The following is a 23941-nucleotide window of genomic DNA, read 5'->3' as shown; positions in this document are numbered from 1 at the left end:
GTAGAGTACAGGAAACTATATTCTACATATTAGCAGTTTTGACATAATATTGCTTTTATGGTATATGTAGAATTAGATTATTTTGTTTATTCCCAATTATGTTTAAACATTCGATAATAATTATTCACATCTATATACAGTAACTTCTTATAGAGCCTATACTAATCAGTATTTCACAAAAATTGTATCATTAGGGTAATTACTGCTGTATGGATTTTTATTGAAGTCTATAAATATTTCTTTGTTCCAGATTTTCTGCCATAGTATTTTGCTAATTTTGGTAGCATCACTAGGCAACATTTCTATTTCACTATATTCAGTATTTGCCTCTTTTTCCAATTTACCCTCCTTTTTCGCTTCATTAAGAATATAATTACACAGTCGTTTATAGGTAATTCCATTGTCTGATAAATCAATGTACTTAGAAATCTTGTTCTTTAACTCTTCATCTGTATAAGATACAGCAAGAGGGGTTACACCATATTTATGTATCATGTCTTATCTTTTTAGTAATTTACACAAAAATACATCATTATTCTTGTTTTTTGATGTAAAATCAAAAAAAAACAGTCCAAACTCTGCCACAACAGTATGAATTTGCTTCTATAAGTAGTTAGTAATTATTGTTATAAAAGAGAATTTCGAGTACAAAAAATTCATTATGCTCATAATTCTATTTTCCACTCCTCTATATTGCGAGTCTTTGCACTGAAATTCACTCCTATCTTAAATAATTGGCGGGGATCGGATGCAAAAGGAAGTGCATAGCCTTTTTCATTGATCTGGCGTAAAGCCTCGTCTACTGTTCCGTTCAGTTTGAATTCCATCAAGTAAATGAAACGATCCGTTTGCAATACCAGGTCGATACGGCCTTCTGAAGTATGGTATTCTACTTTTACATAGAAACCAATCAATTTGAACACAATAAACAGAACATTCTGATAATGTAACTCCAAATCACGAACCAACTCATAAGGAGTATCGGCAAAAAAACTTTGCAGACGGCGGAAGAAGGAATCATAATCGCCGGAACGTATCTCACGAACAAACTTCTGAACATGGAAAGAAGAATCGACTTTATCCGTATTGGCATAGAAAGGAAGCAAATATTTCATAAAGCCCTCCTCCACTTCACGATTAGGAAATCCCAGACGATAAATACCAAATTCACGATCATATCCTTTAATTGTCAGATATCCACTCTGATAAATCACGGGTATTGGGTTAACAGATGTGGAGTCAATGCTATTCAAAACATCGGCATCCGTTTCCGTATGCGCCATGTTATACAAGTTATAATGAGAGTGTTTTAACAATTTTACCAGATAGGTTGGTGTACCTGTTTCAAACCAGTAACTACCAAACTGCAAATACTTAAAGGTATTAAGTAAACTGAAAGGATTATACATACCGGAACCATTCGGCACAAAATGATAACCGTCATAACATCCTTTTAATTCAGTACAAGCTTCTTCATTTGTTAAGGAAAGAGATGAAGCAAGCGCTTTAATATCTTCATCAAAATATTCGTGCAATTCCTCTTCTGTAATGCCGCAAATAGAAGCAAAAGGTCCTTTCATCGAAATATCGTCCAAATTATTCAGATCGCTGAACACACTCACTTTCCCAAACTTGGTTACCCCTGTTAAGAAAGCAAACTTGATATCCCCGTCCATACTCTTCATCACACCATAAAAAGCTTTCAAAGTATCACGATATATCTCTTGCAGTTCATCATTATCCAATGCCTGTAACATCGGCTTATCGTATTCGTCAATCAAAATTACAACACGTTGCCTGGTCTGTTTGGCTGCCCTTCGGATTACTCCTTTAAAGCGAAGCGAAAGTGTTGTTTCATCTTTTCCACGACCATAAAGTTCTTCCCACTGTGTCAACTGATTGCTTAACAAAGCATCGAGACATTCAGGACTATCGAATTTTTCAGCATTCAAATCTAAGTGAAGTACAGGGTATTCCAACCAATCTTTTTCCAGCTTTTCGATAGCCAACCCTTCAAATAACTCCTTTTTCCCCAGAAAATAAGCTTCCAGGGTAGAAATAAGCAAGCTTTTCCCAAAACGGCGTGGACGACTCAATAAATAATAGCGACCCGTTTTCACTAATTGATAAATCAGTTCTGTTTTGTCAATATAGATATATCCGTCCTGACAAAGACTCTCAAAATTCTGTATACCGATAGGATAAAGCTTTGCCATAATTCATCTGATTGAAGTAATACCTTTTACGCAAAGTACGCAATAAAGATCGGCATTTACAAAAAAAAGAATAGGTTAATTGGTTATACACTGTACGTCTTATGTAAGATAGCAACACTGGACAACCTTTCCGGATATATCTTCTCTATATTTGCATGATATAATTCGAATAGTTAATTATGGAGTTGGAAGTAGAATAGAGATATTGCCAAAGTTGCGGAATCCATTAGATATAAATCAGGAAGAACTTCTTGGGACTAATGGCGACCAAACGAAATGTGATGAATATCGTGTCTACTGTTATCAAAATGGACGATTCAAATAAATACAGTGCAGGAATCCGAAGACACCTGCACCATAAATATAAAATCAAGAATCAGCCTTGCGCCTCTTCACTTCTTCCACGAGCTTTGTAAAGGATTTTTCCTTTTTACGTTTTTCATGCTCGGAAGCGGAGAAATGCCAGGCTTCACGCTTTAGTTTCAGATAGCTTTCATACACTTTGATGTCCAGCAAACCTTCAGCGACTGCTCCCAGAACAGCACAGCTGGGTTCGTTGGTATGTGTGCAATCCTTGAAACGGCACGATTCTGCATAGTTGGAGATTTCCAGCATTTCGGCTAATGAATCGGGATTATCTACAGTCAATCCAAACTCACGGATACCCGGAGTGTCGATTAAAACACCTGAACCGTCCATCAAGACCATTTCCCGCCGGGTGGAAGTATGCCGTCCTTTTCCGGTGGACTGGCTTATATCCGACGTCAGCAGCACCGACCTTTCACAAAGTGCATTAACAAGAGAACTCTTCCCTACCCCCGAAGAACCAACAAAGACAACCGTTTCGCCTTCCGATATGGAATCCCGTAACCGGGAGACCGTTTCAGGGTGATGGATACTTGTGAAAAACACCGGCATCCTACGGGTAAGATGCTTGATTGCTTCCTCTGTCTCATGTTTATCAAAAGGTAAATCAGCCTTATTGAGTATCAATACGGGATGGATGTTTTCTTCCAATATCTGAACCATGAAACGTTCCACCCTGCGTATATTGAAATTATCATCGAGACTCTGCACGATAAACGCCTTATCAACATACGAAGCAATTGCCTGTTTTCCAGCTACCGTTCCATTTCTCTTGCGGTATAAAGTCCGTTCACGGGGCAACATACCGACGATAATGCCTTTGCTATCGTCGAATGGCTGAAACAGTACCCAATCACCTGTACAGGGCAGTTCAAAGTCAGATTTCCCATACATCATATTTCCCGTCAACTCGCATTGGTACAGTCCGCTATCGGATATAACCTCGTAACAGGTACGATGCACGATGGCTATCCGTCCGTGAGACAATGTATTATAAGCCGATTCTTGTTTTAGTTGGTTCAACCGGTCGTTCCAACCATACATATTTAAACGAATCATAGCGTTATCTTTTTAGCGATATAAAATACATAGCCGTAAAACCCTTTATACTTGCGGTATAACTCCTCTTCGTGATGTGACATCGCGACAAGTTCTTTGGCAGTTTTATTTCCCGGATATTTGGCCAGAAACTTTTCCCGGGCTTTAACCAACGGTGCAAAATAATGGTCTGTCCAGCAAGTTTCAGGTAAAATAAAAGAAGCGACAGGAAGATACCCCGCCTTTTGTATCAGGGCAACCTGATTGGGTATCGTATCTATTTGCGGATAAGCTTCCATCCAGAAATCATGAATCTCTGCCGGACGTTCTTCAGTAAACCAGGCGCTTTCAGAAACAGCGATATATCCTCCTGTTTTCAGATATTTGCGCCATTCGTTCAGTCCGCGTTCAAAGCCTATATTATAAATGGCTCCTTCCGACCAGATCAGGTCTAACTCTTCCTCTCCGAAAGGAAGGTTGTCCATCAAACCGACGATTCCCTTCACTCTATCCTGAAGATTCAGCCCTCTGGCATTACTGTTGAACCTGTCGATGAATCCCGGAAAAAAGTCAAGACCGGTAATATGCCCCGGTGCATGCTGTGCCAATACCATTGTCTGTCCACCTGTGCCACAACCCAAATCGGCGATAAGGGATTGATCGGTAAGGTTGTCTATAAAGCCCAATGCTTTAAGAGTCACTTCTGGACTTCCGGGCCCCTGGCGTTCTGTATTTAAAAAGTATTCGCAGATTAAATTAAAATCGAATTCGTGAATTGTTTTATTTTCGTTACTCATTTCTTTATGTATATAGTATACCCGTGAAAGCATAACAATGCCATCATCATTGTACACTGATTAAAATTGAATTAATACAATAGGAATTATGCCCGGATAGAATTACCCGAGAATAAACGAAAGGACAACCTGTACAAGGAATACAGATTGTTTACTACACCAAATCCGATTTAAATAGTTTGTTTAACATGCGACAAAGATACATAGTAATTATCAAATATGCAAAAACTCTACTATAAACGCCATTCCATCATCCTAAAAGCCTTAAACTCATATAACTATTATTCTTCCGACAAGCTAAACTCCTTATTAGAGAATAATTCCGCCAAACCTGATATTTGCTTCAAACGCAATATTTCATCTCTGTCCATACCGATATTACGTTGTATCCAGGCATCCGACATGCCGCATTTGGAGAGCTCGGAGACGATATGGCTCATTAATTCAATATTGTGGGTACCACGTGCCCTGTTATGACGGATGGTCGAAGCCATTCTGTTGGAGAGATCTTTTTCGATGACAGTGACGGGAAGCAAGCCGCGTTCACGCTCATAGATACGTTTTGATGTCTTCATCACCATATAGCGGTGGTAGCCGTCGACCAGTTCATAGATGTCTTCCTCCGGAACATAGTAGCATACACACGGGGAAGTAAATCCGTCTTCCCAGATAGAAACTTCCAGCAATTTCATTTCCGGGGGCGCTACGACATTAGGGTTATAGCTGTTGGCTACCACCTTTTCCACAGGGACAGCCCTTACCTTGTACACAGGACTAGTATATTCCTCCATATAATTCAGAGTTATAAAGTTTTAATATGTCTTCCTTTTGTTTCCTCTCGTGAATATTCAGTGAGAAGCCCATATATTTACAATAGTAGTCATTCTTCAATATACAGATACAGACACGCTTATAGGTTGGAAGTTCGCGGAATTCCGGTATATCAATATCATCCAGATATTCCATCCGAACCGGCTTCTTTATCGTCTTGTAATTTGTACGGCCTTCAACCCGTATCGGGATTCCTGCCTGCTTTAGTTTTTCGATAGTGCCTTCTGCCAGGCAACCGCCTTTCTCACGCCAGAATTTTATGCTGACGGAGAGTTTCTGCAAATACCCTTCCCGTGTCTTCTCCGGCAAAGTTCCCAATAGAAATTCCATATAAGACTTCCAGGTCATTCCCTGCGGTAATTTGACCGACTGCCATCCCAGCGCGGAAGTGCCGCCATACAACCCGGCAAAACTGACTCCGTTGACACGCCCGATCATCTTCCCCCACATATCCGGGTCTATCGCTCGATATAGTTTCAGGCTGGCTATGGCCTGGGAGATAAAAGGGCTTGCCACTCTCTGCATTTCCAACGGGACTCCTGCCTGATAAAACAAATCATACAGGTGATTGTAATCCCAACCGAACCTGCCGTTGGCAATCCATATATCTTTTGTTTTCCAATCGAATATAGGATAAGCATTATATATACGTGGTGCCAGCTGGTGAACCCATTTCAGCCGGCGGTAAGTCTGCACTTTATTCTTTATATGGATAGCCCGCCATCTGTTGAAACTTTCCTGTGTCCGTATCCCTATCAGGCAACAGGTGCGTCCGGCATCCTTTTTTTCATGCAACCATTCCGCAAACTTTAACTGAAACTGGTAATCCCACATATTCTCATCATAAAATGGGAAGTCCTCTATACAAAGCGAGTTTTCGGGCATCTTATTCACCCATAAATCCTGCAACTCCCTGTCCCACGGACGCCAGTAATTCTGGAACATCGAAGTACATGTAGGAACCTTAAAAGGGACGCACACCCGGTAGACCTCCAAGATATCGGAATTGGAAGACAATACGCGGTCTACATAGGAAGTAGTTTCCCGGTACTGCACCTCATAGTCCATGTGAAAGACTCCCAGTTTCCGTTTCAAGCGGTGTTCGCGTATATAGTCAATACATAAATTCAGCAAAACACCACTGTCCTTACCTCCGGAAAAAGAGACGTATACGTTATCGAAGTCAGAAAATATCTTATCCAACCGAACTTGTACTGCTTCGTACACATTGAGCTTCTCTCTCATCATCACATCTATATTCCATTTTATTATATAGTTTCCATTCTTGAGTTACGAAAAAATGAGCTGAAGCAAAGAGCTCTTTATGCCGGGTATGGGCAACGGCCCGGACAACCGAAATATTTTTGAAATGTTCCAAAACAGCATCGATCAGGGATGCCAATACCGCGTTGTCCTCTCCTTTCACATAATAGTTATTAATAACGACACAGGTACTTTTGATTTCAACGGGTATAAACCCTATCACCATGTCTCTTTCCATAGCGACAAACCATAAATAATGTTTTGATGTTTTGAAAGGATAATTATTATTCTGCCGCAAAACGCTGCAACTCATAACTAGTGGAGCAACTAATTCATATAGCCTCGGGGCGATTCCGGATAACACTTCTATATTCATATTCCAAAGAGACTAAGATTATACAAATCCTTCGAAACACAAAAATAAACAAAATACTATACCAAAGAGTATTAACAGCGAATATTTTAACTTAAAATAAAGAGTTCACCCTTTAATTTTCAGGAGCAGCAGAAAACACAATACAATATCCCGCCCATATCACACATCACAAAAACTTTCTACTTTCAGACAACAAGAGCGAAGTTCCTATTGTTATTCAATAAGAAAAACGAAAAATCATGAGAAAAGCATTGAATATTATTATCCCTATCCTGGTTTGTTTCCTTGTAGGGCTTTCCGCCAGCTACTTTCAAGCTGACGCAATAAAGAACTGGTATCCAACCCTTATCAAACCAGTGGTAACTCCGCCCAATATTGTTTTCCCGATTGCGTGGAGTATTATTTATGTATGTATGGGTTTATCCATCGGACTACTAATCAACTCCACCATAGAGCGAAGACGGTTTTTCATCAAAGCATTCGTCTTCCAGTTGTTTTTCAATTTCACCTGGAGCATCAGCTTCTTTTATATCCAGAACCCGCTTATCGGATTTATCAATATCCTGTTGCTCGACATCTTCGTTATCAATTACACATTGAAGAGTTATCAGGTAAACAAAACCAGCTCAATACTTTTCATACCTTACGTAATATGGTTGTTGTTTGCAACCTATTTGAATGGGTATATATTAATGTATAACTAATCCAAATTATAAAGCTTCAGTTTATTATAAAGCGTTTTCCGGTCGATTCCCAATAGTTGGGCGGCACGCGTCTTGTTGTTATTGGATTCCTGGAGAGCGCGTTTGATAAGTTCGCATTCATGGGTTTCGTCTTTCAGGAGGATGCGGGTGTCTTTTTCCGGGGCTTCCGTCAGCTCTTCAGGGAGTTCACGACGGGTGATGTATCGGCCGGTAGCCAACAGGGTGGCATATTTGATGACATTCTTCATCTGACGCAGGTTACCCGGCCATGAATAAGACTGGAAAAGACGGATCGTCTCGCTATCAAAACCGATAATATCTTTCTGGAGCTCGGCATTCGCCTGGTCGAGGAAATTATTGGCGAAAAGCAACAAGTCTTCCTTCCGCTCTTTCAAATCCGGGATACGGACAGTAAACTCATTGATACGGTGATAAAGATCTTCACGGAAATCACCTTTATCGATGGCAGTCCGCAAGTTCTCGTTTGTGGCAGAGATCAACCGGACATTGATGGCGATCTCTTCATTTGTACCGATCGGCTTCACTTTACGTTCCTGCAAGGCACGAAGAAGTTGTACCTGCACTTCGTAGGTCAGGTTACCGATCTCATCCAGAAAAATCGTTCCTCCGTGAGCAGCCACAAAAGCACCGGTCTTATTGTCTATCGCCCCAGTAAACGAACCTTTCACATGGCCGAAAAACTCGGATGCCGCCAGATCTTTGGGGATCGCCCCACAGTCGACTGCAATAAACGGAGCCTTACTGCGGTTACTCTGCTCATGGATACGGCGGGCTATGTATTCCTTCCCCGTCCCGCTCGCCCCGGTGATCAGTACCGACATATCCGTCGGGGCAACCAAGCGGACGTGGTCGAACAACTGACGGGCGGCAGGACTCTGTCCTTCAATATAAGTATTCCCTTCCGGCGATTTCTTTGCCGACGTATGTTCTACCGCAGGCGTTTTCACCACCTCACGGATCTTACTCAGCAACTCTTCCGGATTCAGGGGTTTGGCAATATAATCGGATGCTCCCAGCTTGATAGCCTGCACGGCGGTCTGTATCTCCGCATAACTAGTCATCATGATCAAAGGCAAAGAGGCATATTTTTCCTTTACCCACTTCAACAAGTCGATCCCGTCACCGTCCGGTAAACGTAAATCCGACAAGATCAGGTCGTAGCTGACACTCTCAATCTGGCGTTTTGCATCCGAAACCGAGCTAAGTGCTTTTACCTCAAAACCTTTCTTTCCTAACCAGGTTGTGAGCATTAAAGAAAAAGTTATATCATCTTCAACAATAAGAACTGATAGCATACTTAATTATATTAAATCCTTACGCAAAGATATATATTTTAGGAATAAATCAGGAACAAATCCAGGTCGCTTTACGCCAGGCTCCTTCGAACGGTCCCTGTTTATGATTCTTTAACCACCAATGGCAGAAGCCCAGCTGAAGGATAAACAGCACGATACCCACCCCGAAACTGGCGGCAACGCCCAATTCGCTATACAGCGACAAACCATAACCGAAATAGATAAATGAACCTATAATAGACTGGCTCAGATAGTTAGTCAGACTCATTTTTCCATAGGGTACCAGTCCATGCAACACTTTGTGTCCCGAAACCTGTTGCCAAAGAAAAACAAAGACAGCCACCAGTACACACATGAATGCGAAATTACGGAAAGAGGAGAAAATCGTATTGAGCGGAGATAACATACTCTTATTTGTAAACAGATCGGGCAAAGCCTCCGTAAAATAATACAGAGGAATAAAGCAAACAGCACTGATCAGGAGCGTACGAAGCCAGAACTTCCGGTGACCAGACAGATCGACAAAGAATTGCCGGCGTCCTATCAACATACCGATCAGGAACAGGGAAGCGGTCTGGAAGAAACGGCCATGTCCCCAACCCCATAACAGGCTGAAAAGCTGTCCGTCCCACAGGTTCGACTTCACCATCGCCCAAAAGTCCATCTGTCCCAGGAAGGGATACATATTTCTATGATGCACCAGCCATTGTTCCGGAGCAGCCACATAGTCGGGATTGTTCATCGCATAAAGGAACTTTGCCCATTCTACAGGCTGAAGCATCAGGATAACAGCCGTTATCAACACAGCTTTATCGCTCCATTTGCAAACCAGGGGCAGGATGACACCTACTATCGCATACAACACCAGGATATCACCGGGGAAGAATGCACCATTAAAACATCCGATCAGGAACAGCAGGAATAACCGCCACAGGAAACGCAGACGGAAGTCTTTCCCTTTTTTAGCCTGGTTATTATATTGTATGAAGAAACTAAATCCGAACAGCAGGGAGAAGATAGCATACGCTTTCCCACCAAAGAGAAAAAACAACGTATCCCAAACACCTCCGTTCAACGACTTCATAAACTCGGTAGTCGCTTCGGGAAACTCATAGAAATTAAAATGTTCGATATTATGCAAAAACATAATCGCCATAACGGCAAAACCTCTTAGGGCGTCGACAACTTCAATGCGTGCCGACTTGAGTGGCATTTCGTGCTTCATGGTATAACTATTGGTCTTTTTTAATAATGGACGCAAAGGTAGGCAAACAAACGAAACGAAACAAAAAAAGCATCCCCAACAGATGCCTTTTTTGTTTCGCAGACTTAAATAGAATACTCAGAAATAATCTTTCTTTGTTTTAAACGGTTTAAATGTAGAAACGTCCACTTACGATTCTGTAAATATGAAAGCGAATACCGTGCCAGAATCTGCAAAAGGTCTTCGTATGTATCATAAACTCTTACTACTTAACAGAAAAGAAAGATAAAATGTTTTAGACAACGGAGAGATAAAGACAAAAAACGGGGAAAACAGATACCCAACTGGGGAAAAATTCCACAAAGATATTCCACAGAATTATCCCACAACCGTTTACTTCGAAACGGTCATTGCCTGTTCAATGATTTTTTTCACTTCTGCGATTACTTCCGAAAGCAGCGATTTCCATTCCTCCACAGGTAAAGTGGTGGCATTCTTTTCGATAACTCTCAGTTTCTCCACCAATGAGGTAGCGCCGAGCATGGTAAACAACGGCACCATTTTATGAGATATCTTTGCAGATTGTTCCCGGTCGTCATCCTGCAATGTACCTTCGAGTAAGACATTGCTTTTGGTTGTCTCTTCCACAAATGTTTTCAGGATGGATGCGGAGGCTTCCTTGTCCTCGCCGGCAAAGGCTGTCAATGAATCAAAGTTGAAATCAGAGGTAACAAGCAGTTCTGTTGATAAAAGTTTATTTAATAGGGTAATCAACTGCCGGGCCGTAAAAGGTTTATTCAAAAATCCTGTGAAGCCGGATTCCAGATAATGGTCATGCTCGTTCTCCACGCTAGCAGAAAGGGCTATAACCGGAAGATTCTCTGTTCCCGAAATACCGGAATTACGTATGCTTTCCAGTAATTGATAACCATCCATTCCCGGCATCTGTATATCCGTAATGACAGCATCGAAAGAGGTCTTCTGCAACAAAGCAACAACAGAGAAGGGATCAGTACAGCTACTCACCTCCACATGGTTCTGTCGCAAATATTCTTCCGTAAGAGCGAGTTGCAGCGGATCGTCATCGACCAAGAGACAGTATACATCGCGACCAACAAAAGATGGTAACTCCGGTTCAGACACGGCTTCCTCTTCCGCCGCGGGAAGCACCTGCACATCGGCTACTGTAAGCGGCAGTTCTATTGTGAAATCACAACCTTGCCCCACGACACTCTTTAAAGAGAGGTTTCCTCCCATCAAAACCGTCATCTTCCGGGTTATGGATAGGCCCAGCCCAAACCCTTCCGCCTTTTCAGTTGCGGAAAGACGGGTAAATTCACCGAATATACGTTCCTGTTCTTCCGGCGGAATACCCGGACCGGAATCGCTCACCAACACATTCAGCAGTGCACTGTTGTCTGCCAGAGCATTGATAGACACCACCATGACAACCCGTCCTTCACGGGTAAATTTAAGGGCATTCGACAATAAATTCCCCACTATCTGACGAATACGAATCGGATCACCGATATATAACTTTTCCGTTCCTTCTTCTTTCAGATTCAAGACAAAAGTCAGATCTTTCGATTCGGCTATCGGTCTGAAACTGGTAAATATCTCATTGAATAGAGCCGATACACTGAAAGCCACCCGCTGTATCTCCATTTTTCCGGATTCAAGACGGTGAAAATCCAACAAGTCATTGACCAAAGACAAGATATGGCTGGCCGAACCAGACATATTATCCAGGTAATATTGTTGCCTTTCATCCGGATGCCTCCGCAGCAAAAGGTCTATATACCCGATGATCGACGAAAGCGGAGCCCTGATGTCATGACTGATTGTCAGCATCATCTTCTCACGGCTATGCAACAGGTCTTCGGCATATTGTTTCGCCTTTTCCAACTGCATTCTGTAATATTTACTTTTCGAAATATCACGGGTGATCATGAAGATAAAAATAATCACGATAACAACAGAAACAATAGCAATGCCGGCAATCAGCAAGGAAGTCTCACGCAGAATCTTCTGTTTGTTCTGCATACGTTCCAGCGAAGCATTCACTTCCTCCTCCTCGATATCACGCAAAATCTGGTTAATCTTACGGGTAACTATACTATTATTATAACGCAGATTGGCAGCACGTTCCAGCAACTGGTCAGCCAGCAATTTACGCTGCCCTGCAACACTGTCCTGCAAGTTTTTCAACACACTGGCGATGGTATCCGCCGGATTGAATACATTCACCAAAGTGTCTGTCACTATCTGGCGGGTCGTATTGACAATGATGCTCGTGTCTTCACGGCTGGGTGAGAAAGCATCTGCCAAACGACGGAAAAAGCCGCGGGGTTTCTTTTGAGAAAGAATCGTATCCTGCTTGACTACAACATGTTCTTTTATTTCCTTCTGTTCGATAAACGTATCTTGTTCGGCAATCACCTTTTCGATATTAATCGTATAAAGATGCTCCGTATTCGTTTCTTTCCAGGTTTCAAGCAGACGGCGGGTATTCAGTCGTTTCTGCCTCAAAAGCATATCTATCGTATCGATCTTTAGCAACTGAACGGAGTCGGTTATCAGGACACGCAGGGAGTCCATATTGCTGTGAGCCTTATTCAGCGTCCGGTTAAAATGATTCACATTATTCTGTGGCATACCGACCAATTGCCCCAACGCCTCGCTTTCATAAAGCAAAGACAATGTATTGGTTACGAGATAAACTTTCTGACGGGCTTTACTGTCCGGTTCTTCCTCACCGGCAACCTGTTCGATGATTTGATAAATATATACGACAGAACATACTGCTATTGCAACCAACAACAGATAACCTAAAATAACCTTAAGAGTGATGTGTCCACTTTGTTCTGCCATAAAACAAAGGTAGAAGTTTCTATCAAAATATCAATCTTTGTCGTAAACAATTCCCCATTTGTCCAACATCTCGAAGTCGGCATTCTTCAATCCGACTTTCCAGAAAGGAACCGGTTCGTCATGATCTCCGAGGTACATGCGGTCGCGCACCGTAAAAGCCGGATTGGAAACAGCCAGGGTAGAATCGGAAACTGCCGTATGTATTCCTGCCAGGTCCAATACGGTATGGAACACACTATTCGTGCTGACCGGGAGAGCCTGATGAGCCATTGTCGTCTGGTATTTCTCCGGATAAGTAGCCCGGTAAGCATCCGAGAACCAAATAATGTAAGGTATATGTAACTGATAATAGGTCGGAATTGGAGACGCATGCAAATAACGGGCACGGGCATCGTCAAAAATATCTTCCCCGTGATCGCTCAGATAAAGCATCGACACGCAAGCGTCCGTTTTTTTCATCATATCCGCAATCTCACCTAGCACATAATCGGTATAATGTATCGAATTATCATAAGAATTACGCAGTTGCTTCTTATAAGAGGCACGGATTCCTTCCGCTTTATCCGGTGTATAAAATGCAAAATCTTTCGGATAACGTTCATGATAGTTAAAATGCGAACCATAAGTATGAATCACAAAAAACAAATTACCATCCGTCTTATCCACTTCTTTCTGCAAATAAGGGAGCAATTCACCGTCATGCAAAGATGTCAGATAAGCAGACTTCGGTTTAAACTGGCTCATATCTATAAATGTATCCGCTTCCCGGTAAAACGAACCGATCATCGACGTGCTCAGATTCTGGTTCGCAATTACAACCGTATGAAAACCGGCTTCCTTAAAAGCAGTCACAATACTTTTCTCATCATAAATCACCCCATAATCTTCAGCACTGGCGGCAGACAGAATGATAGGCACACTCTTATGAGTATTATTGGATTGGGTAACCACATCGGTAAAATGAACCAACCCATCCAGTTTCTCCATCCGGGGAGTCGTTTTACGTTCATAGCCATACAAACTCCATTCCATCGCACGAGACGTCTCTCCCACCACCAATACATAAATTTCACGTTTTCCTTCCGTCTGCACGTTCTTTGTCGCATGGAAGGTAAAATCGGATGATGTAATATGATAATTACTGTTTTTTTCCGCTTTATTGATTGCAAAATAAAGGTTGTAAAGCGCATTTCCCGGATAAAAATCATTTTTCAGTGAAACCATATGGCCTTGTATCGGAGCCAGCATGCAAAGAATGATCCCCAGTATAAACACACCCAGACTTCTTACCGCCCATCTTTTTCGGAAAGAGTTTGTCAGCTTCTTTTTCATCCGGACAGACCAGACAGCCAGCAGCAGAGTTGGCAATGTATAAAAGAAGAAGACACCTATAATGACAAGAAATATATTTCCAAGTAATTCGCTGGCTTCAGATGCAGTCGAACTGGTCAGGTTCAGAAACATATCTACCGCAATCACCGATTCGCCAAAAAGATAAAGCAACACAAGCTGTCCCCCGTCCAATATAACTTTCGGTAGCAGGCACCAGACGACAATACCCGGTTTGCGTGCCAACAAAAGCAGACCGACCCAAAAGGCATAAGGCAATATCAAAGATGCGATTCCCACTGTGACAGGTAAGGGCTCCGTAAAGAACAACACACAATTAGGAACGATAAACAACAACGCAAACAAGAACAACAAATGTTCCTGGGAAGTGAACCAATTCCTCAACTTTATAAAATAACTCATCGATATACCGTATATTCCTGAAAAACAACTACTCTTTTATCTTCTTCCGGCTTTCATTTCCGGGCGAACTGCAAAAGTAGTTGTTATTCAGCATATACTTATACAAACCACATACAAAAAAAGTTATTTCACACAATTCCGACCGTCTTTTCCTATTGAACAGTTACTTCATCCAAGAAAAACCAAGCCGGATAACCTACCCCATAATGCCAGGAAGGACAGGTCTTGATTCCTTCAATCTCGACCTTTATATAACGGGTTGTCACGGGAGAAGGGGCTTCACACTTGACTCCCACAAACTTCACCTGTACGGAACGGTCTTCCGCCAAACTCTTTTCACCAAACGGTTGATAGGTTTTATTATCCGACGACGTGGAATAGGTCACTTTCTTCGGAAGCAATATCCAGGCACCCAACTGGTGAAGGAAATCACTTTCTATCGAGCTGACCGGCGTCTCTTTACCCAGATCAAGAACAAACGAACCGTCAATGCCCTCCCATCCGATCCAACTTTCCACAAAAGTAGTTCCGCCGAACAGTTCATCAGTCAGGGCAGTTTCTCCCAACGTTTTATATTTACCGGACGGCTCTTGAAGCCAGATCACTTTCGCACCTTTTGCCAAGTTCTTTGCTTTACCAGGCAGATAACGTTCGGTATATAATTTGCAATATTCAGCCGGAGGATTACTTCGTTCGTTCAGGGTCGGTATATTAAATTCGCGCGTACGTTCTTCAAATAAAGCCAGGTTGGCTTTGACTTCTTCCAAATCGTGATTTCCTTCGGCGCGTGCTATTTCAAGTCCGGCATATTGTAACGGCAAACGGGATAGCCGTACACGTTTCAACAGGATGGGATCGCTGGCTACTGCCTGTTCCGCCTGATCGAACAACTCATTATAGCGCTTGCGGCAATTCGCATTCAGCATACCGTCTTTATGCGTAACCGGTGAGTCGTATATCCAAAGACGCTGTTTGCTGGCAAGCAAACCACCCTCCAACAGCTTCTCATACTGATAAATATAAGGAGAGGCAGCCCCATAATAGCCATCCATAAAAGCACGCATCAGCGAATCGGCATTCTGGTAAGGATTCCACATCAACTTACTAACCATATAAGCACGCATCTCCGGGAAATCACCTCCTTTGGAACCTCCTATCTGGGAGAAATGCATGGTTGCATGATGTTCTTTAAACAATTGGATATTCTTTTGCAGAATCGGGAAATTGGGGAACGGAGATACAAAATTATCAAAATTAATCCCGTAATCCCACACGAATATATTATTACTGATGGCAGCCCAGCCTTTCATTGCTTTCATGAAATCCTGTCCGGAAGCATTGTCGGTCAAAGGAACTTCACGGTCGCAATCGATATCGCACAGCATGATATTCACATTCGGCAATGGCTTCACATGCTTAGGCGGATGCATCGTATACAGATAAGCCAGCGTGGAAAACTCTTTGTCCGGGAAGCGGGCAGCCAACTTATTCAGAAAATGAATCAGACTGCCGGAAGGGCCTCCCTCCTGTTCATCCAATGCTTTACAGTCCGGACAACCGCAGTTAGTAAAATTACCGTCGTTCTGGCTGACGGAAATCATATTCTTCCCTGGGTTCGCCTTAAATATGGAATCAATCTTCTGCGAGGCCAGTTCAAATACTTCCGGATTAGTCAGACACCATTGGCTGGCTTTTCCGGGACGGCGTTCACCATTGATAAAGGAATAATATTCCGGATGAGACTTTCCGTATATATCGGAGGGCATGATACGGTCGAATGTATGTACCCACATGCCACCGGCAAATACTTCCGAAGGCTCTTCGAAGCGGAACCATAATTTATAAACCGGGTCTTCACGCAAAGCGTAACACTGGCTTTGGCGGTAACGGAAAGCCGGATTCTCCGCCCTGTCCAATTCCGGAATAACGACAGTAGAACGTTCTGTTAACGTATAGGCGTTTGCTCCATAATAAGCAACTCCCAGATAATCTTCCAACAAAGTTACTACACCATAGATATTCCCTTTATCACCACCACTGCTGATAAAAACAATGCCATTCTCTGTCTTCAGACGAAAACCATCTTCGGTCAGTCCGGATACATCGTTCCCACCTATGACGATATCTCCTTTCCGGGGCGATTTATCATTCACTACGGGCAGGGAGGCACCGCTTATCCGTTTCACAAAATCCTGTAATAAAAGGGCCGCCTGATTATCCACCGCTTCTCCCTTTTCCACCAGGATACGGGAAACAGGCTTGCTGTCCTTCACCACAGTAATCTGTGCATTCAAACAATTCATTCCCAATAACAGGAATAAGGCACATAGATTTAGGTTTCTCATATATTTCAAGTTTAGAATTATCGTGTAAGTATAAGTATCGACAAACGAACTATTCCCGTTTGTTATAAATTCCGGATAATCGCAATAAATTCCTCATTCGTTATATCCAGTTCCGGTTCTTTATAATTGACAAAATCTTCAAAATAATCACTGGCGATATCCGCCACAATCTCTTTTCCGTCCAAACCATAAGAAGAAACCAGTTCTTCCACTTTATTTTTCACTTGCCGAATCACCTGCAAACGGTCTTCGTAGCGTTCCGGCTTTTCCTGGTCCGTCACATGCTCATTGCGAATTATCAGATATACCACCGTGTAAAATTTATCTACACTTCCGAACACGGGGATAAACAATGCTTTCTTATCTTCCGGCAGAGCAGCCAGATATTCCTGTATTTTTGTCATAAGATTTCGTTTTAATTAATAGAATCTATGACAAAGATAAAAAATATTATCACAAGCCGACCCCATTGTATCATGGAAACTGTTAACTTTACAGCATTAGAATAAAGATGTCTTATAAAACAAGATTTAAAACTCAACGATTATGATTAAAAGAGAAAAAAGTATTGAACTGCTAAACAAAGCAGTAGCCGACGAAATGACAGCTGTTAACCAGTACATGTATTTCCATTTCCGTTTGGACGATATGGGATACGACCTTCTGTCCAGCCTTTTCAAACGTACGGCTATAACAGAAATGATGCATGTAGAACGCCTCGCCGAACGTATCCTGTTCCTGAAAGGTGAAGTGGAAATGAAATGTTCCGGTCCGGTAGAAAAGATCCACGATGTTAAAGCTATGCTTGAAAAAGCCGCAGAAATGGAAACCGGTAGCGTAGACGACTACAACGCATGGGCCAACGAATGTGCACAACACGCAGACTCAGCCACAAAGAAAGTATTCGAAGGTTTGGTGGTAGAAGAAGAAGGTCATCTGGACCAGTTCGAAACAGAAATCGAGAATCTGGAAAAGTTCGGAGACAATTATCTGGCATTGCAATCTATCGAACGCAGTAAAGTGATCTCTTCGGGCGGCACTCCTGCTGAATAAAAAGAAAACAAAGAAAGAATTAACGAGGGCGTTGCAAAAGTATCACTGTGGCAACGTCCTCTTTTTATATCAAAGCACTGATAAAACAATAAACAAAATACCCGCAAAGAGCCATCTTTACGACAACACTTAGCAAGAATCCGACAAAAGCTCCTATCCCGGCTTTAAAAGCTTCCATTGATTTCTTTCCACCCAGCAATTCGCCGATCACCGCTCCGGCAAACGGACCGAATAAAATTCCCCAGGGCGGGAACAGGAATATTCCGGCTACGGTTCCGATGACACATCCCCAATTTCCCCATTTACTGCCTCCACCGTATTTAGTACCCAACACCGGTGTCAGATAATCCAGCAACTGTACGACAATAACCAACACACCCCATATCACCAGTTGGGTTACAGTAAACTGTACCCTATCTGTAAAATGAAGCAGTATCAACCCCAGATACGACAACGGCGGACCGGGAAGGACCAGCAAAAAACAACCGGCAAACCCCACCAATAGACAAATCGCTCCTAGTATGATCAATAATATATCCATCTGTTTCCATTAAAATTGTTCCAGAATCTGAATACGCTTTCCAATCGGCGGATGTGTCGCAAACAAACCGCTCATTCCGCTCAAAGATATAAAAAGAATTTTGTCGGGATAATTATTCCTCTGATATTTATGATACGATCGAAAATAAAAACACCGATGGCAGGCTCCCCCGTTTAAACTCAATCCTGCTTATATTTGTTGTTTACCAACATCAATAAACAGATCGAGTTACGAATAACGTATCAGTAAAAGTGAAACGCCGGAAATCGAAGGTTACGGGCAAACAAACCCCGCTATACATCCAGCTGATCTGCCGGCGAAAAATGAAACGTATACCGTTGGATATAAAGGTATACGAAGAAGAGTGGGACCCGCTCACGGAAATAGTACAGATACCACCCGGAACAGACAGGCAACGAACCGAATACCTGTTGCAAGTATCGGAAACAGCCTGCGAAACCTGTCGCATGATCCGGCAAATAATCGAAGAACAGCCGGTAAACAAAGACTTTTCCGTCGATGACATCGTGAAACTGTATGAAGAAAGGTCCGCAAGCATGTACCTGTCCGCCTATATACAAAAACTGGCGGACATTCTCCTGGCGCAGGGAAAAGAGGCCACATCCCGCCTTTACCAAAGCCTGGGGAACAGTTTCCTCTCGTTTTTCGGAAAGAACATCCGGATAGACGAAATCAACGAAAAGCTGATCCGGCTATATGAAGAATATTTAATGGCCAAAAAGCTGATGGATAACACCATTTCGTTTTATATGCGCAATTTCCGGGCAATCATGAACAAAGCAGCGGCCAGCGGATTGATAAAAGAGTGCACACACTTCTTCAAAAACGTAAATACCCGGATTGAAAAAACACCCAAGCGGACCATAGAAGAAAAAGTGATCAGAAAGATAAAGAATTTAAGCGATGCGACATTGAAAAAAACGGGCCTGATCTTCTCCCGCGACCTGCTGATGTTCGCCTATTATACCAGCGGCATGGCTTTCGTCGATATTGCCCATCTCACATGCGACAATATAAAAGTGAACTACCTGGTTTATAAACGACGTAAGACAGGACAAGAACTACAGATCAGGATACTCCCGGAAATACAGGAACTGATCGACCGCTATCACTCCAATTCCCCTTTTCTATTTCCCGTACTACGAACGCCTGATCCTTCATATAAGGATTATGAAAGTGCACTCCGGCTACAAAACCTGCGGTTGAAAAATATAGGCAATCTGGTAGATACTGAACTATCGACCTATGTGCCCCGCCATACCTGGGCTACTACAGCAAAAAGCAAAGGTGTATCCGAAGAGATGATTTCGGAAAGCATGGGACACACTTCTGTAAAAACAACCCGCATTTACATAGCGACATTTGATAATCCCCAACTCGATCAAATCAATAAATATGTAATTTCGGGAAAGAAAAACAAGGGAAGTCTTAGAACCATAAATTCCGTCTCTTACTAAGAGACAGAAAAGGCACTTTATTGTCTGTTAAAACGTTGCAAACGTAATAACATTTATTTGATAAAACAAATATTTTGAGATAAAAATAAAATATAAAGAGTTTAATATTCAGGCCTTTTCTGAATATTGATACATATTTTAAGGAAAGAGCTATCTAGCAAATACCCCTTCCTACTGGTCTATTATGTCAATTATTTATTAATATTTCCGCCTTTTATATCCTGTTTATCAGATGTTTAACAATTGTTTGACAATGCAATCCAATTCAGACAGTTTTGCAAATGCTTCTACTTTCAGCACGTATTCATTAGTAATCCTGTTGAAAAATAATATTTTCAATGTACTTCAGCACAAATCTCATTTCTGAGTATTTATCCGCCTATTTCTTACAACTACGGAAAATTTGTTTGACAATTTGTTTTACATTTCTCTTTACAGAGGTATTTGTCATATTCATCTTCCTTTAAAAATCAGACCAACTCAATTACCCTGTATTCCACATTCTGTCTCTTAGTAAGAGACGGAATAGATACAAAACACTAAATGTATTAATATGTATAAGGGTAAGATCAGAGAGCGCCACCTCCTACTTCTTCTATTTATTTGCCTATCTGTTAACCTCCGTGGGCAACAAACGGCATTAAAGACGAACGTATTGTTCTGGGGAACTACTACGCCGAATGCTGGTGTGGAAGTAGGTATAGCCAGACAGTTCACGGTAGAAGTATGGGGTGCCTACAACGCATGGAAGTTTTCCAACGACATGAAACTGAATCTATACCTTATCCAACCTGAAGCACGCTACTGGTTCTGCCGCAAATTTGAAGGACATTTCGTAGGAGTACACGGACACTACGGACATTTCAATATCGGGCAAATCCCTTTTATATCCGGTCTGAAAGAGTATGTATTGCGGGGCGACCTCTACGGAGGCGGCCTCACCTACGGGTATCACTGGGCGATAGGCGACCGCTGGGGCCTGGAAGCGATGATAGGAGGCGGATACGCCTATATGAAATACGACAAGTACCGGTGTGCCGACTGCGGCGAGAAAGTCGGCTCCTTCACAAGGAGCTATATCGGACCGACACGAATCGGATTTTCTATCATCTATTTTCTGAAATAAGTCTTTTGAAGCCTATTATATATGAAACACATCCTGTTATCACATAATTTAATATTAATACTGTTAGTGGTTCTGTTTTGTTTCCATTTTAATGGAAAGGTTACGGCGCAAGGCATACGCATCGTTCCCGGCAAACTGTACGTAAAAAAGGACAGCCTACATGTGAACCTGACAATGTATCTGGACGGAATTTCCGTCGGCAGCGGAACAGCCTTTTTCTTTACCCCTGTCATGTCGGGGAAAAAGAAACAAAGCCTTTCCCTGCCCGCCGTTATTATCAGTGGCAAACGCCGGGCTCGCAATGACCGTCGCGAAGCATTCCTTTCTCCTCTTTCGCCGGACAGAAATGAGCCACAACCTTTCCGGCAGATAATAGCAGGAAGAAATTATCCGAACGCTCCAATCAATTACCAGATAGCAGTGCCCTATGCCTCCTGGATGCAACAAGCTGCCCTCCTGCTCCAGCAGGAATATAAGGAATGTTGCGGAAAGGAGTTGCTGGCACTCGATACGCTGAAACGAAGTCTGTCAATATCTTCGGTTCCCCCGGCTGCCCGGGAAAACGAATTCCAAGCCAAGCCTCAATCCCGGCCGGTTCAGGAGGAATCTATTCAAAACACATCGGGCGGAAATACGACCGTCTATACATATAAGAACATACCTGCGACAGGAAAACCCGCTGCCCCCGTCGTTTTAAGCATCGCCGATGTAGACCAGTACGCAGTGATGGTTTCTTTCCTGCCGTCGGAAGGCGGCATGGGCAACAAGCACCGCACCGAAGGCGCCGTCCTCTATTTCGATTACCCGCTGGGAAAAGACGATATATACCCCGATTACAAAAACAACCGGGAAGAGATCAACAAAGTGGAGAAAATACTGGGGCCGCTCACCGACAACCGCTTCTCAACGCTTGCCCGGCTGCGCATCCGCGGATACTCCTCACCCGACGGGCCTTACGGCGACAACGAGCGGCTGGCCAAAGCCCGTTCGGGGCTTTTTGCCCGCTACCTGCGCGATGCCTACAACATTCCGCGCAGCAGCATCGAAGTTTCTTCGGAGGCAGAAGACTGGGAAGGCCTTGTCGACCTGTTGCAGACCTATCGTCCGGCCTATACCGATGCCGCCCTCGATATTATCCGCCGCTACGGTATCTTCAACGGACGCGAAAAGCATTTGATGGATTTGCAGGGAGGAGCTCCCTACAAGGATATGCTGCGCCGTTTCTTCCCGAAACTGCGCCGTATCGAAGTGGTGGTGCAATACGATGTCAGGGAAGTGAACGGAGCAGAAGCCTCCGAACTGATCTACACGCATCCCGACCTGCTCAGCCTGGATGAAATGTATGCCGTGGCGCGCTACTACCGTCCCGGAAGCGACCAGTACCGCGAAGTGTACGAAGTAGCCGCCTACCATTTCCCGAACGACGTGGTGGCCAACGTCAACGCCGCCTCCGCCGTCATGCTGACGGGTGACCTGATCTCGGCCTGGAACTATCTGAGCAAGGTGGAAGCCGACCCGCGTGCCTGGAACAATATAGGCGTACTCAATCTGATGGAAGGCAACCCCGAAGGCGCCGCCATCTGGTTCCGTAAAGCCGTCGGCGTAGAACCCCGAAAAGCACGGGCAAACCTGCAACTGGTGGAAAGAATGATAAAATAACAGATCAAAAGATCGGATTAAGATAGATACAACAATGGATAAACAACGGATAGCCTGCGTAATATATGGTATGTTAGCATTAATGCTGACCGCCTGCTCTTTCGGCGACGAACCGTCCCCCTGCCCCTACAACGTCAGGATGGAATACTGGTACGCCGGCAGCAGCGCCGAAAACGCACTACCCACCTACGTAGACAATATCCGTCAATATCTATTCGATGAAGAAGGCAACCTGCTGGCCGGTACCACCCTGCGCGGCGACAGCATCACCGGCTGGAATGCCGACCTGAAAGACGGCACCTACACCCTCGTTGTCTGGGGCAATCTGGGCGAAGAAGGGAAAGAAGCAACCACGGTAACAACAAAAAGCGATTATAATATGAACGAAATGACACTGAGCGCCATCACCTCCGGAGTACCTCCCGGATACCGCGGCAACACAGCCCGGCTCTATTACGGCACGTCTACCTTCACCCTGAAAGACGGGATTACGGAACGCCAGCGTGTCTACCTGTCGCATGCACACGCCGCCCTCAACATCACCGTACGGTGGCGTACCGCAGAAAAACCTCCGCTCGACGGTACCTGGCGGATGCGCCTGAAAGGCATCCCCGCCCTCTACGACTTTACCGGAGGAACAGAACAGACCGTCCCCTCGGGCAATGGCAGTTATACGATTCCCCGGAGCGGAAAAACAATAACCTATCACGAAACACGGGCCGCCATGAACTACGACTACGAAGTGACCGGCGAATTCGTCACCTATCGTTATACGGCCGGCACCCACGAGCTGTGGAGCCTTTGGTGCGACGGCGAGCAAGTCATCGGCGATCTCGACCTCCACCTCTTTTTCTCCAAGCTACCGATGAACATGGACCTGAATATGGAACAGGAGTTCGACCTCCTGATCACCGTATATGAAAATGAAATTATAGTGACACAATCGACTGCCTCCGACTGGGCGGAAGGCGGTTCTATCGGATAAAGAATAAAAAACATAGAGAG

At 43.5% G+C, this 23941-nt stretch carries 20 protein-coding genes; 6 read left to right on the top strand and 14 right to left on the bottom strand.

The annotated features are described in order from the left end of the window. Window positions 1-165: 165 nt before the first annotated feature. From HMPREF1535_RS17115 to HMPREF1535_RS17085, 7 genes are all read right to left on the bottom strand, one after another. Complete coding sequence (locus tag HMPREF1535_RS17115) at window positions 166-495, bottom strand: hypothetical protein (protein WP_046146939.1); 330 nt, start codon at window positions 493-495, stop codon at window positions 166-168. A 170-nt stretch (window positions 496-665) separates the two neighbouring features. Continuing rightward, a complete protein-coding gene (locus HMPREF1535_RS17110; protein ID WP_046146938.1) occupies window positions 666-2216 on the bottom strand; it encodes an ATP-binding protein in 1551 nt (516 codons plus the stop codon). 369 nt (window positions 2217-2585) lie between these two features. Then, window positions 2586-3641 carry a ribosome small subunit-dependent GTPase A gene (gene rsgA, locus HMPREF1535_RS17105; RefSeq protein WP_046146937.1) on the bottom strand — a complete coding sequence of 352 codons (1056 nt, stop codon included), beginning with the start codon at window positions 3639-3641 and terminating at the stop codon, window positions 2586-2588. Next, entirely contained in the window at window positions 3638-4417 is a 780-nt protein-coding gene (locus HMPREF1535_RS17100) for a class I SAM-dependent methyltransferase (RefSeq protein WP_046146936.1), read from the bottom strand. Before HMPREF1535_RS17100 ends, rsgA begins: the two co-directional genes overlap by 4 nt. Before the next feature lie 281 nt (window positions 4418-4698). Beyond that, the gene (locus HMPREF1535_RS17095; protein WP_046146935.1) at window positions 4699-5208 is read right to left on the bottom strand and encodes an IbrB-like domain-containing protein; all 510 of its coding nucleotides are present in this window, start codon (window positions 5206-5208) and stop codon (window positions 4699-4701) included. After that, complete coding sequence (locus tag HMPREF1535_RS17090; protein WP_082207553.1) at window positions 5192-6496, bottom strand: DUF3440 domain-containing protein; 1305 nt, start codon at window positions 6494-6496, stop codon at window positions 5192-5194. The genes HMPREF1535_RS17095 and HMPREF1535_RS17090 overlap by 17 nt, the downstream gene beginning before the upstream one ends. Next, a complete protein-coding gene (locus HMPREF1535_RS17085) occupies window positions 6444-6887 on the bottom strand; it encodes a hypothetical protein (RefSeq protein WP_046146933.1) in 444 nt (147 codons plus the stop codon). The genes HMPREF1535_RS17090 and HMPREF1535_RS17085 overlap by 53 nt, the downstream gene beginning before the upstream one ends. A 239-nt stretch (window positions 6888-7126) precedes the next feature. Here HMPREF1535_RS17085 and HMPREF1535_RS17080 point away from each other — a divergent pair, with 239 nt between their 5' ends. Further along, window positions 7127-7591 (top strand): TspO/MBR family protein, encoded by a 465-nt coding sequence (locus HMPREF1535_RS17080; protein ID WP_046146932.1) that lies wholly within the window; start codon window positions 7127-7129, stop codon window positions 7589-7591. On the opposite strand, the gene HMPREF1535_RS17075 is transcribed toward HMPREF1535_RS17080, so the two are convergent. The 6 genes from HMPREF1535_RS17075 to HMPREF1535_RS17050 form a co-directional block, all read right to left on the bottom strand. Next, window positions 7588-8907 (bottom strand): sigma-54-dependent transcriptional regulator, encoded by a 1320-nt coding sequence (locus HMPREF1535_RS17075; protein ID WP_046146931.1) that lies wholly within the window; start codon window positions 8905-8907, stop codon window positions 7588-7590. The two genes, HMPREF1535_RS17080 and HMPREF1535_RS17075, sit on opposite strands and share 4 nt — an antisense overlap. A 49-nt stretch (window positions 8908-8956) precedes the next feature. Beyond that, window positions 8957-10132, bottom strand: coding sequence for a DUF418 domain-containing protein (locus tag HMPREF1535_RS17070; protein ID WP_046146930.1), 1176 nt, complete (start codon window positions 10130-10132; stop codon window positions 8957-8959). A gap of 372 nt (window positions 10133-10504) precedes the next feature. Continuing rightward, the gene (locus tag HMPREF1535_RS17065) at window positions 10505-12982 is read right to left on the bottom strand and encodes an ATP-binding response regulator (RefSeq protein ID WP_046146929.1); all 2478 of its coding nucleotides are present in this window, start codon (window positions 12980-12982) and stop codon (window positions 10505-10507) included. A 30-nt stretch (window positions 12983-13012) separates the two neighbouring features. Next, complete coding sequence (locus tag HMPREF1535_RS17060; RefSeq protein ID WP_007659306.1) at window positions 13013-14734, bottom strand: phosphoethanolamine transferase family protein; 1722 nt, start codon at window positions 14732-14734, stop codon at window positions 13013-13015. A gap of 152 nt (window positions 14735-14886) precedes the next feature. After that, window positions 14887-17079, bottom strand: a complete 2193-nt coding sequence (locus HMPREF1535_RS17055; protein ID WP_046146928.1) for a DUF4838 domain-containing protein — start codon at window positions 17077-17079, stop codon at window positions 14887-14889. A gap of 62 nt (window positions 17080-17141) precedes the next feature. Continuing rightward, window positions 17142-17483, bottom strand: coding sequence for a hypothetical protein (locus HMPREF1535_RS17050; RefSeq protein WP_007659304.1), 342 nt, complete (start codon window positions 17481-17483; stop codon window positions 17142-17144). 142 nt (window positions 17484-17625) lie between these two features. On the opposite strand from HMPREF1535_RS17050, the gene HMPREF1535_RS17045 reads away from it, so the two are divergent. Beyond that, window positions 17626-18132 (top strand): bacterioferritin, encoded by a 507-nt coding sequence (locus HMPREF1535_RS17045; RefSeq protein ID WP_007659302.1) that lies wholly within the window; start codon window positions 17626-17628, stop codon window positions 18130-18132. Window positions 18133-18196: 64 nt separating this feature from the next. Here HMPREF1535_RS17045 and HMPREF1535_RS17040 read toward each other — a convergent pair whose 3' ends face one another. Beyond that, a complete protein-coding gene (locus tag HMPREF1535_RS17040; protein ID WP_046146927.1) occupies window positions 18197-18673 on the bottom strand; it encodes a DUF456 domain-containing protein in 477 nt (158 codons plus the stop codon). Window positions 18674-18924: 251 nt separating this feature from the next. On the opposite strand from HMPREF1535_RS17040, the gene HMPREF1535_RS17035 reads away from it, so the two are divergent. The 4 genes from HMPREF1535_RS17035 (at window position 18925) to HMPREF1535_RS17020 (ending at window position 23921) form a co-directional block, all read left to right on the top strand. After that, a complete protein-coding gene (locus HMPREF1535_RS17035) occupies window positions 18925-20151 on the top strand; it encodes a tyrosine-type recombinase/integrase (protein ID WP_046146926.1) in 1227 nt (408 codons plus the stop codon). Between the two features lie 553 nt (window positions 20152-20704). Then, window positions 20705-21277, top strand: a complete 573-nt coding sequence (locus HMPREF1535_RS17030; RefSeq protein ID WP_087880789.1) for a DUF3575 domain-containing protein — start codon at window positions 20705-20707, stop codon at window positions 21275-21277. Between the two features lie 21 nt (window positions 21278-21298). Next, window positions 21299-22936 carry a DUF3868 domain-containing protein gene (locus HMPREF1535_RS17025; protein ID WP_046146925.1) on the top strand — a complete coding sequence of 546 codons (1638 nt, stop codon included), beginning with the start codon at window positions 21299-21301 and terminating at the stop codon, window positions 22934-22936. 34 nt (window positions 22937-22970) lie between these two features. Then, window positions 22971-23921 carry a FimB/Mfa2 family fimbrial subunit gene (locus HMPREF1535_RS17020; RefSeq protein ID WP_046146924.1) on the top strand — a complete coding sequence of 317 codons (951 nt, stop codon included), beginning with the start codon at window positions 22971-22973 and terminating at the stop codon, window positions 23919-23921. The last annotated feature ends 20 nt before the right edge of the window (window positions 23922-23941 follow it).

The organism is Parabacteroides goldsteinii DSM 19448 = WAL 12034, from assembly GCF_000969835.1.
GTDB classification, from domain to species: domain Bacteria; phylum Bacteroidota; class Bacteroidia; order Bacteroidales; family Tannerellaceae; genus Parabacteroides; species Parabacteroides goldsteinii.
This window is presented reverse-complemented; position numbering and strand designations above follow the sequence as displayed.

Bases quoted from the DNA above. Each gene is read 5' to 3' on its own strand.
- rsgA (WP_046146937.1), bottom strand. From the start codon at position 3,641: ATGATTCGTTTAAATATGTATGGTTGGAACGACCGGTTGAACCAACTA.
- HMPREF1535_RS17040 (WP_046146927.1), bottom strand. From the start codon at position 18,673: ATGGATATATTATTGATCATACTAGGAGCGATTTGTCTATTGGTGGGG.
- HMPREF1535_RS17060 (WP_007659306.1), bottom strand. From the start codon at position 14,734: ATGAGTTATTTTATAAAGTTGAGGAATTGGTTCACTTCCCAGGAACAT.
- HMPREF1535_RS17095 (WP_046146935.1), bottom strand. From the start codon at position 5,208: ATGGAGGAATATACTAGTCCTGTGTACAAGGTAAGGGCTGTCCCTGTG.
- HMPREF1535_RS17055 (WP_046146928.1), bottom strand. From the start codon at position 17,079: ATGAGAAACCTAAATCTATGTGCCTTATTCCTGTTATTGGGAATGAAT.
- HMPREF1535_RS17085 (WP_046146933.1), bottom strand. From the start codon at position 6,887: ATGAATATAGAAGTGTTATCCGGAATCGCCCCGAGGCTATATGAATTA.
- HMPREF1535_RS17020 (WP_046146924.1), top strand. From the start codon at position 22,971: ATGGATAAACAACGGATAGCCTGCGTAATATATGGTATGTTAGCATTA.
- HMPREF1535_RS17100 (WP_046146936.1), bottom strand. From the start codon at position 4,417: ATGAGTAACGAAAATAAAACAATTCACGAATTCGATTTTAATTTAATC.
- HMPREF1535_RS17065 (WP_046146929.1), bottom strand. From the start codon at position 12,982: ATGGCAGAACAAAGTGGACACATCACTCTTAAGGTTATTTTAGGTTAT.
- HMPREF1535_RS17025 (WP_046146925.1), top strand. From the start codon at position 21,299: ATGAAACACATCCTGTTATCACATAATTTAATATTAATACTGTTAGTG.
- HMPREF1535_RS17050 (WP_007659304.1), bottom strand. From the start codon at position 17,483: ATGACAAAAATACAGGAATATCTGGCTGCTCTGCCGGAAGATAAGAAA.
- HMPREF1535_RS17080 (WP_046146932.1), top strand. From the start codon at position 7,127: ATGAGAAAAGCATTGAATATTATTATCCCTATCCTGGTTTGTTTCCTT.
- HMPREF1535_RS17030 (WP_087880789.1), top strand. From the start codon at position 20,705: ATGTATAAGGGTAAGATCAGAGAGCGCCACCTCCTACTTCTTCTATTT.
- HMPREF1535_RS17075 (WP_046146931.1), bottom strand. From the start codon at position 8,907: ATGCTATCAGTTCTTATTGTTGAAGATGATATAACTTTTTCTTTAATG.
- HMPREF1535_RS17045 (WP_007659302.1), top strand. From the start codon at position 17,626: ATGATTAAAAGAGAAAAAAGTATTGAACTGCTAAACAAAGCAGTAGCC.
- HMPREF1535_RS17070 (WP_046146930.1), bottom strand. From the start codon at position 10,132: ATGAAGCACGAAATGCCACTCAAGTCGGCACGCATTGAAGTTGTCGAC.
- HMPREF1535_RS17115 (WP_046146939.1), bottom strand. From the start codon at position 495: ATGATACATAAATATGGTGTAACCCCTCTTGCTGTATCTTATACAGAT.
- HMPREF1535_RS17110 (WP_046146938.1), bottom strand. From the start codon at position 2,216: ATGGCAAAGCTTTATCCTATCGGTATACAGAATTTTGAGAGTCTTTGT.
- HMPREF1535_RS17090 (WP_082207553.1), bottom strand. From the start codon at position 6,496: ATGATGAGAGAGAAGCTCAATGTGTACGAAGCAGTACAAGTTCGGTTG.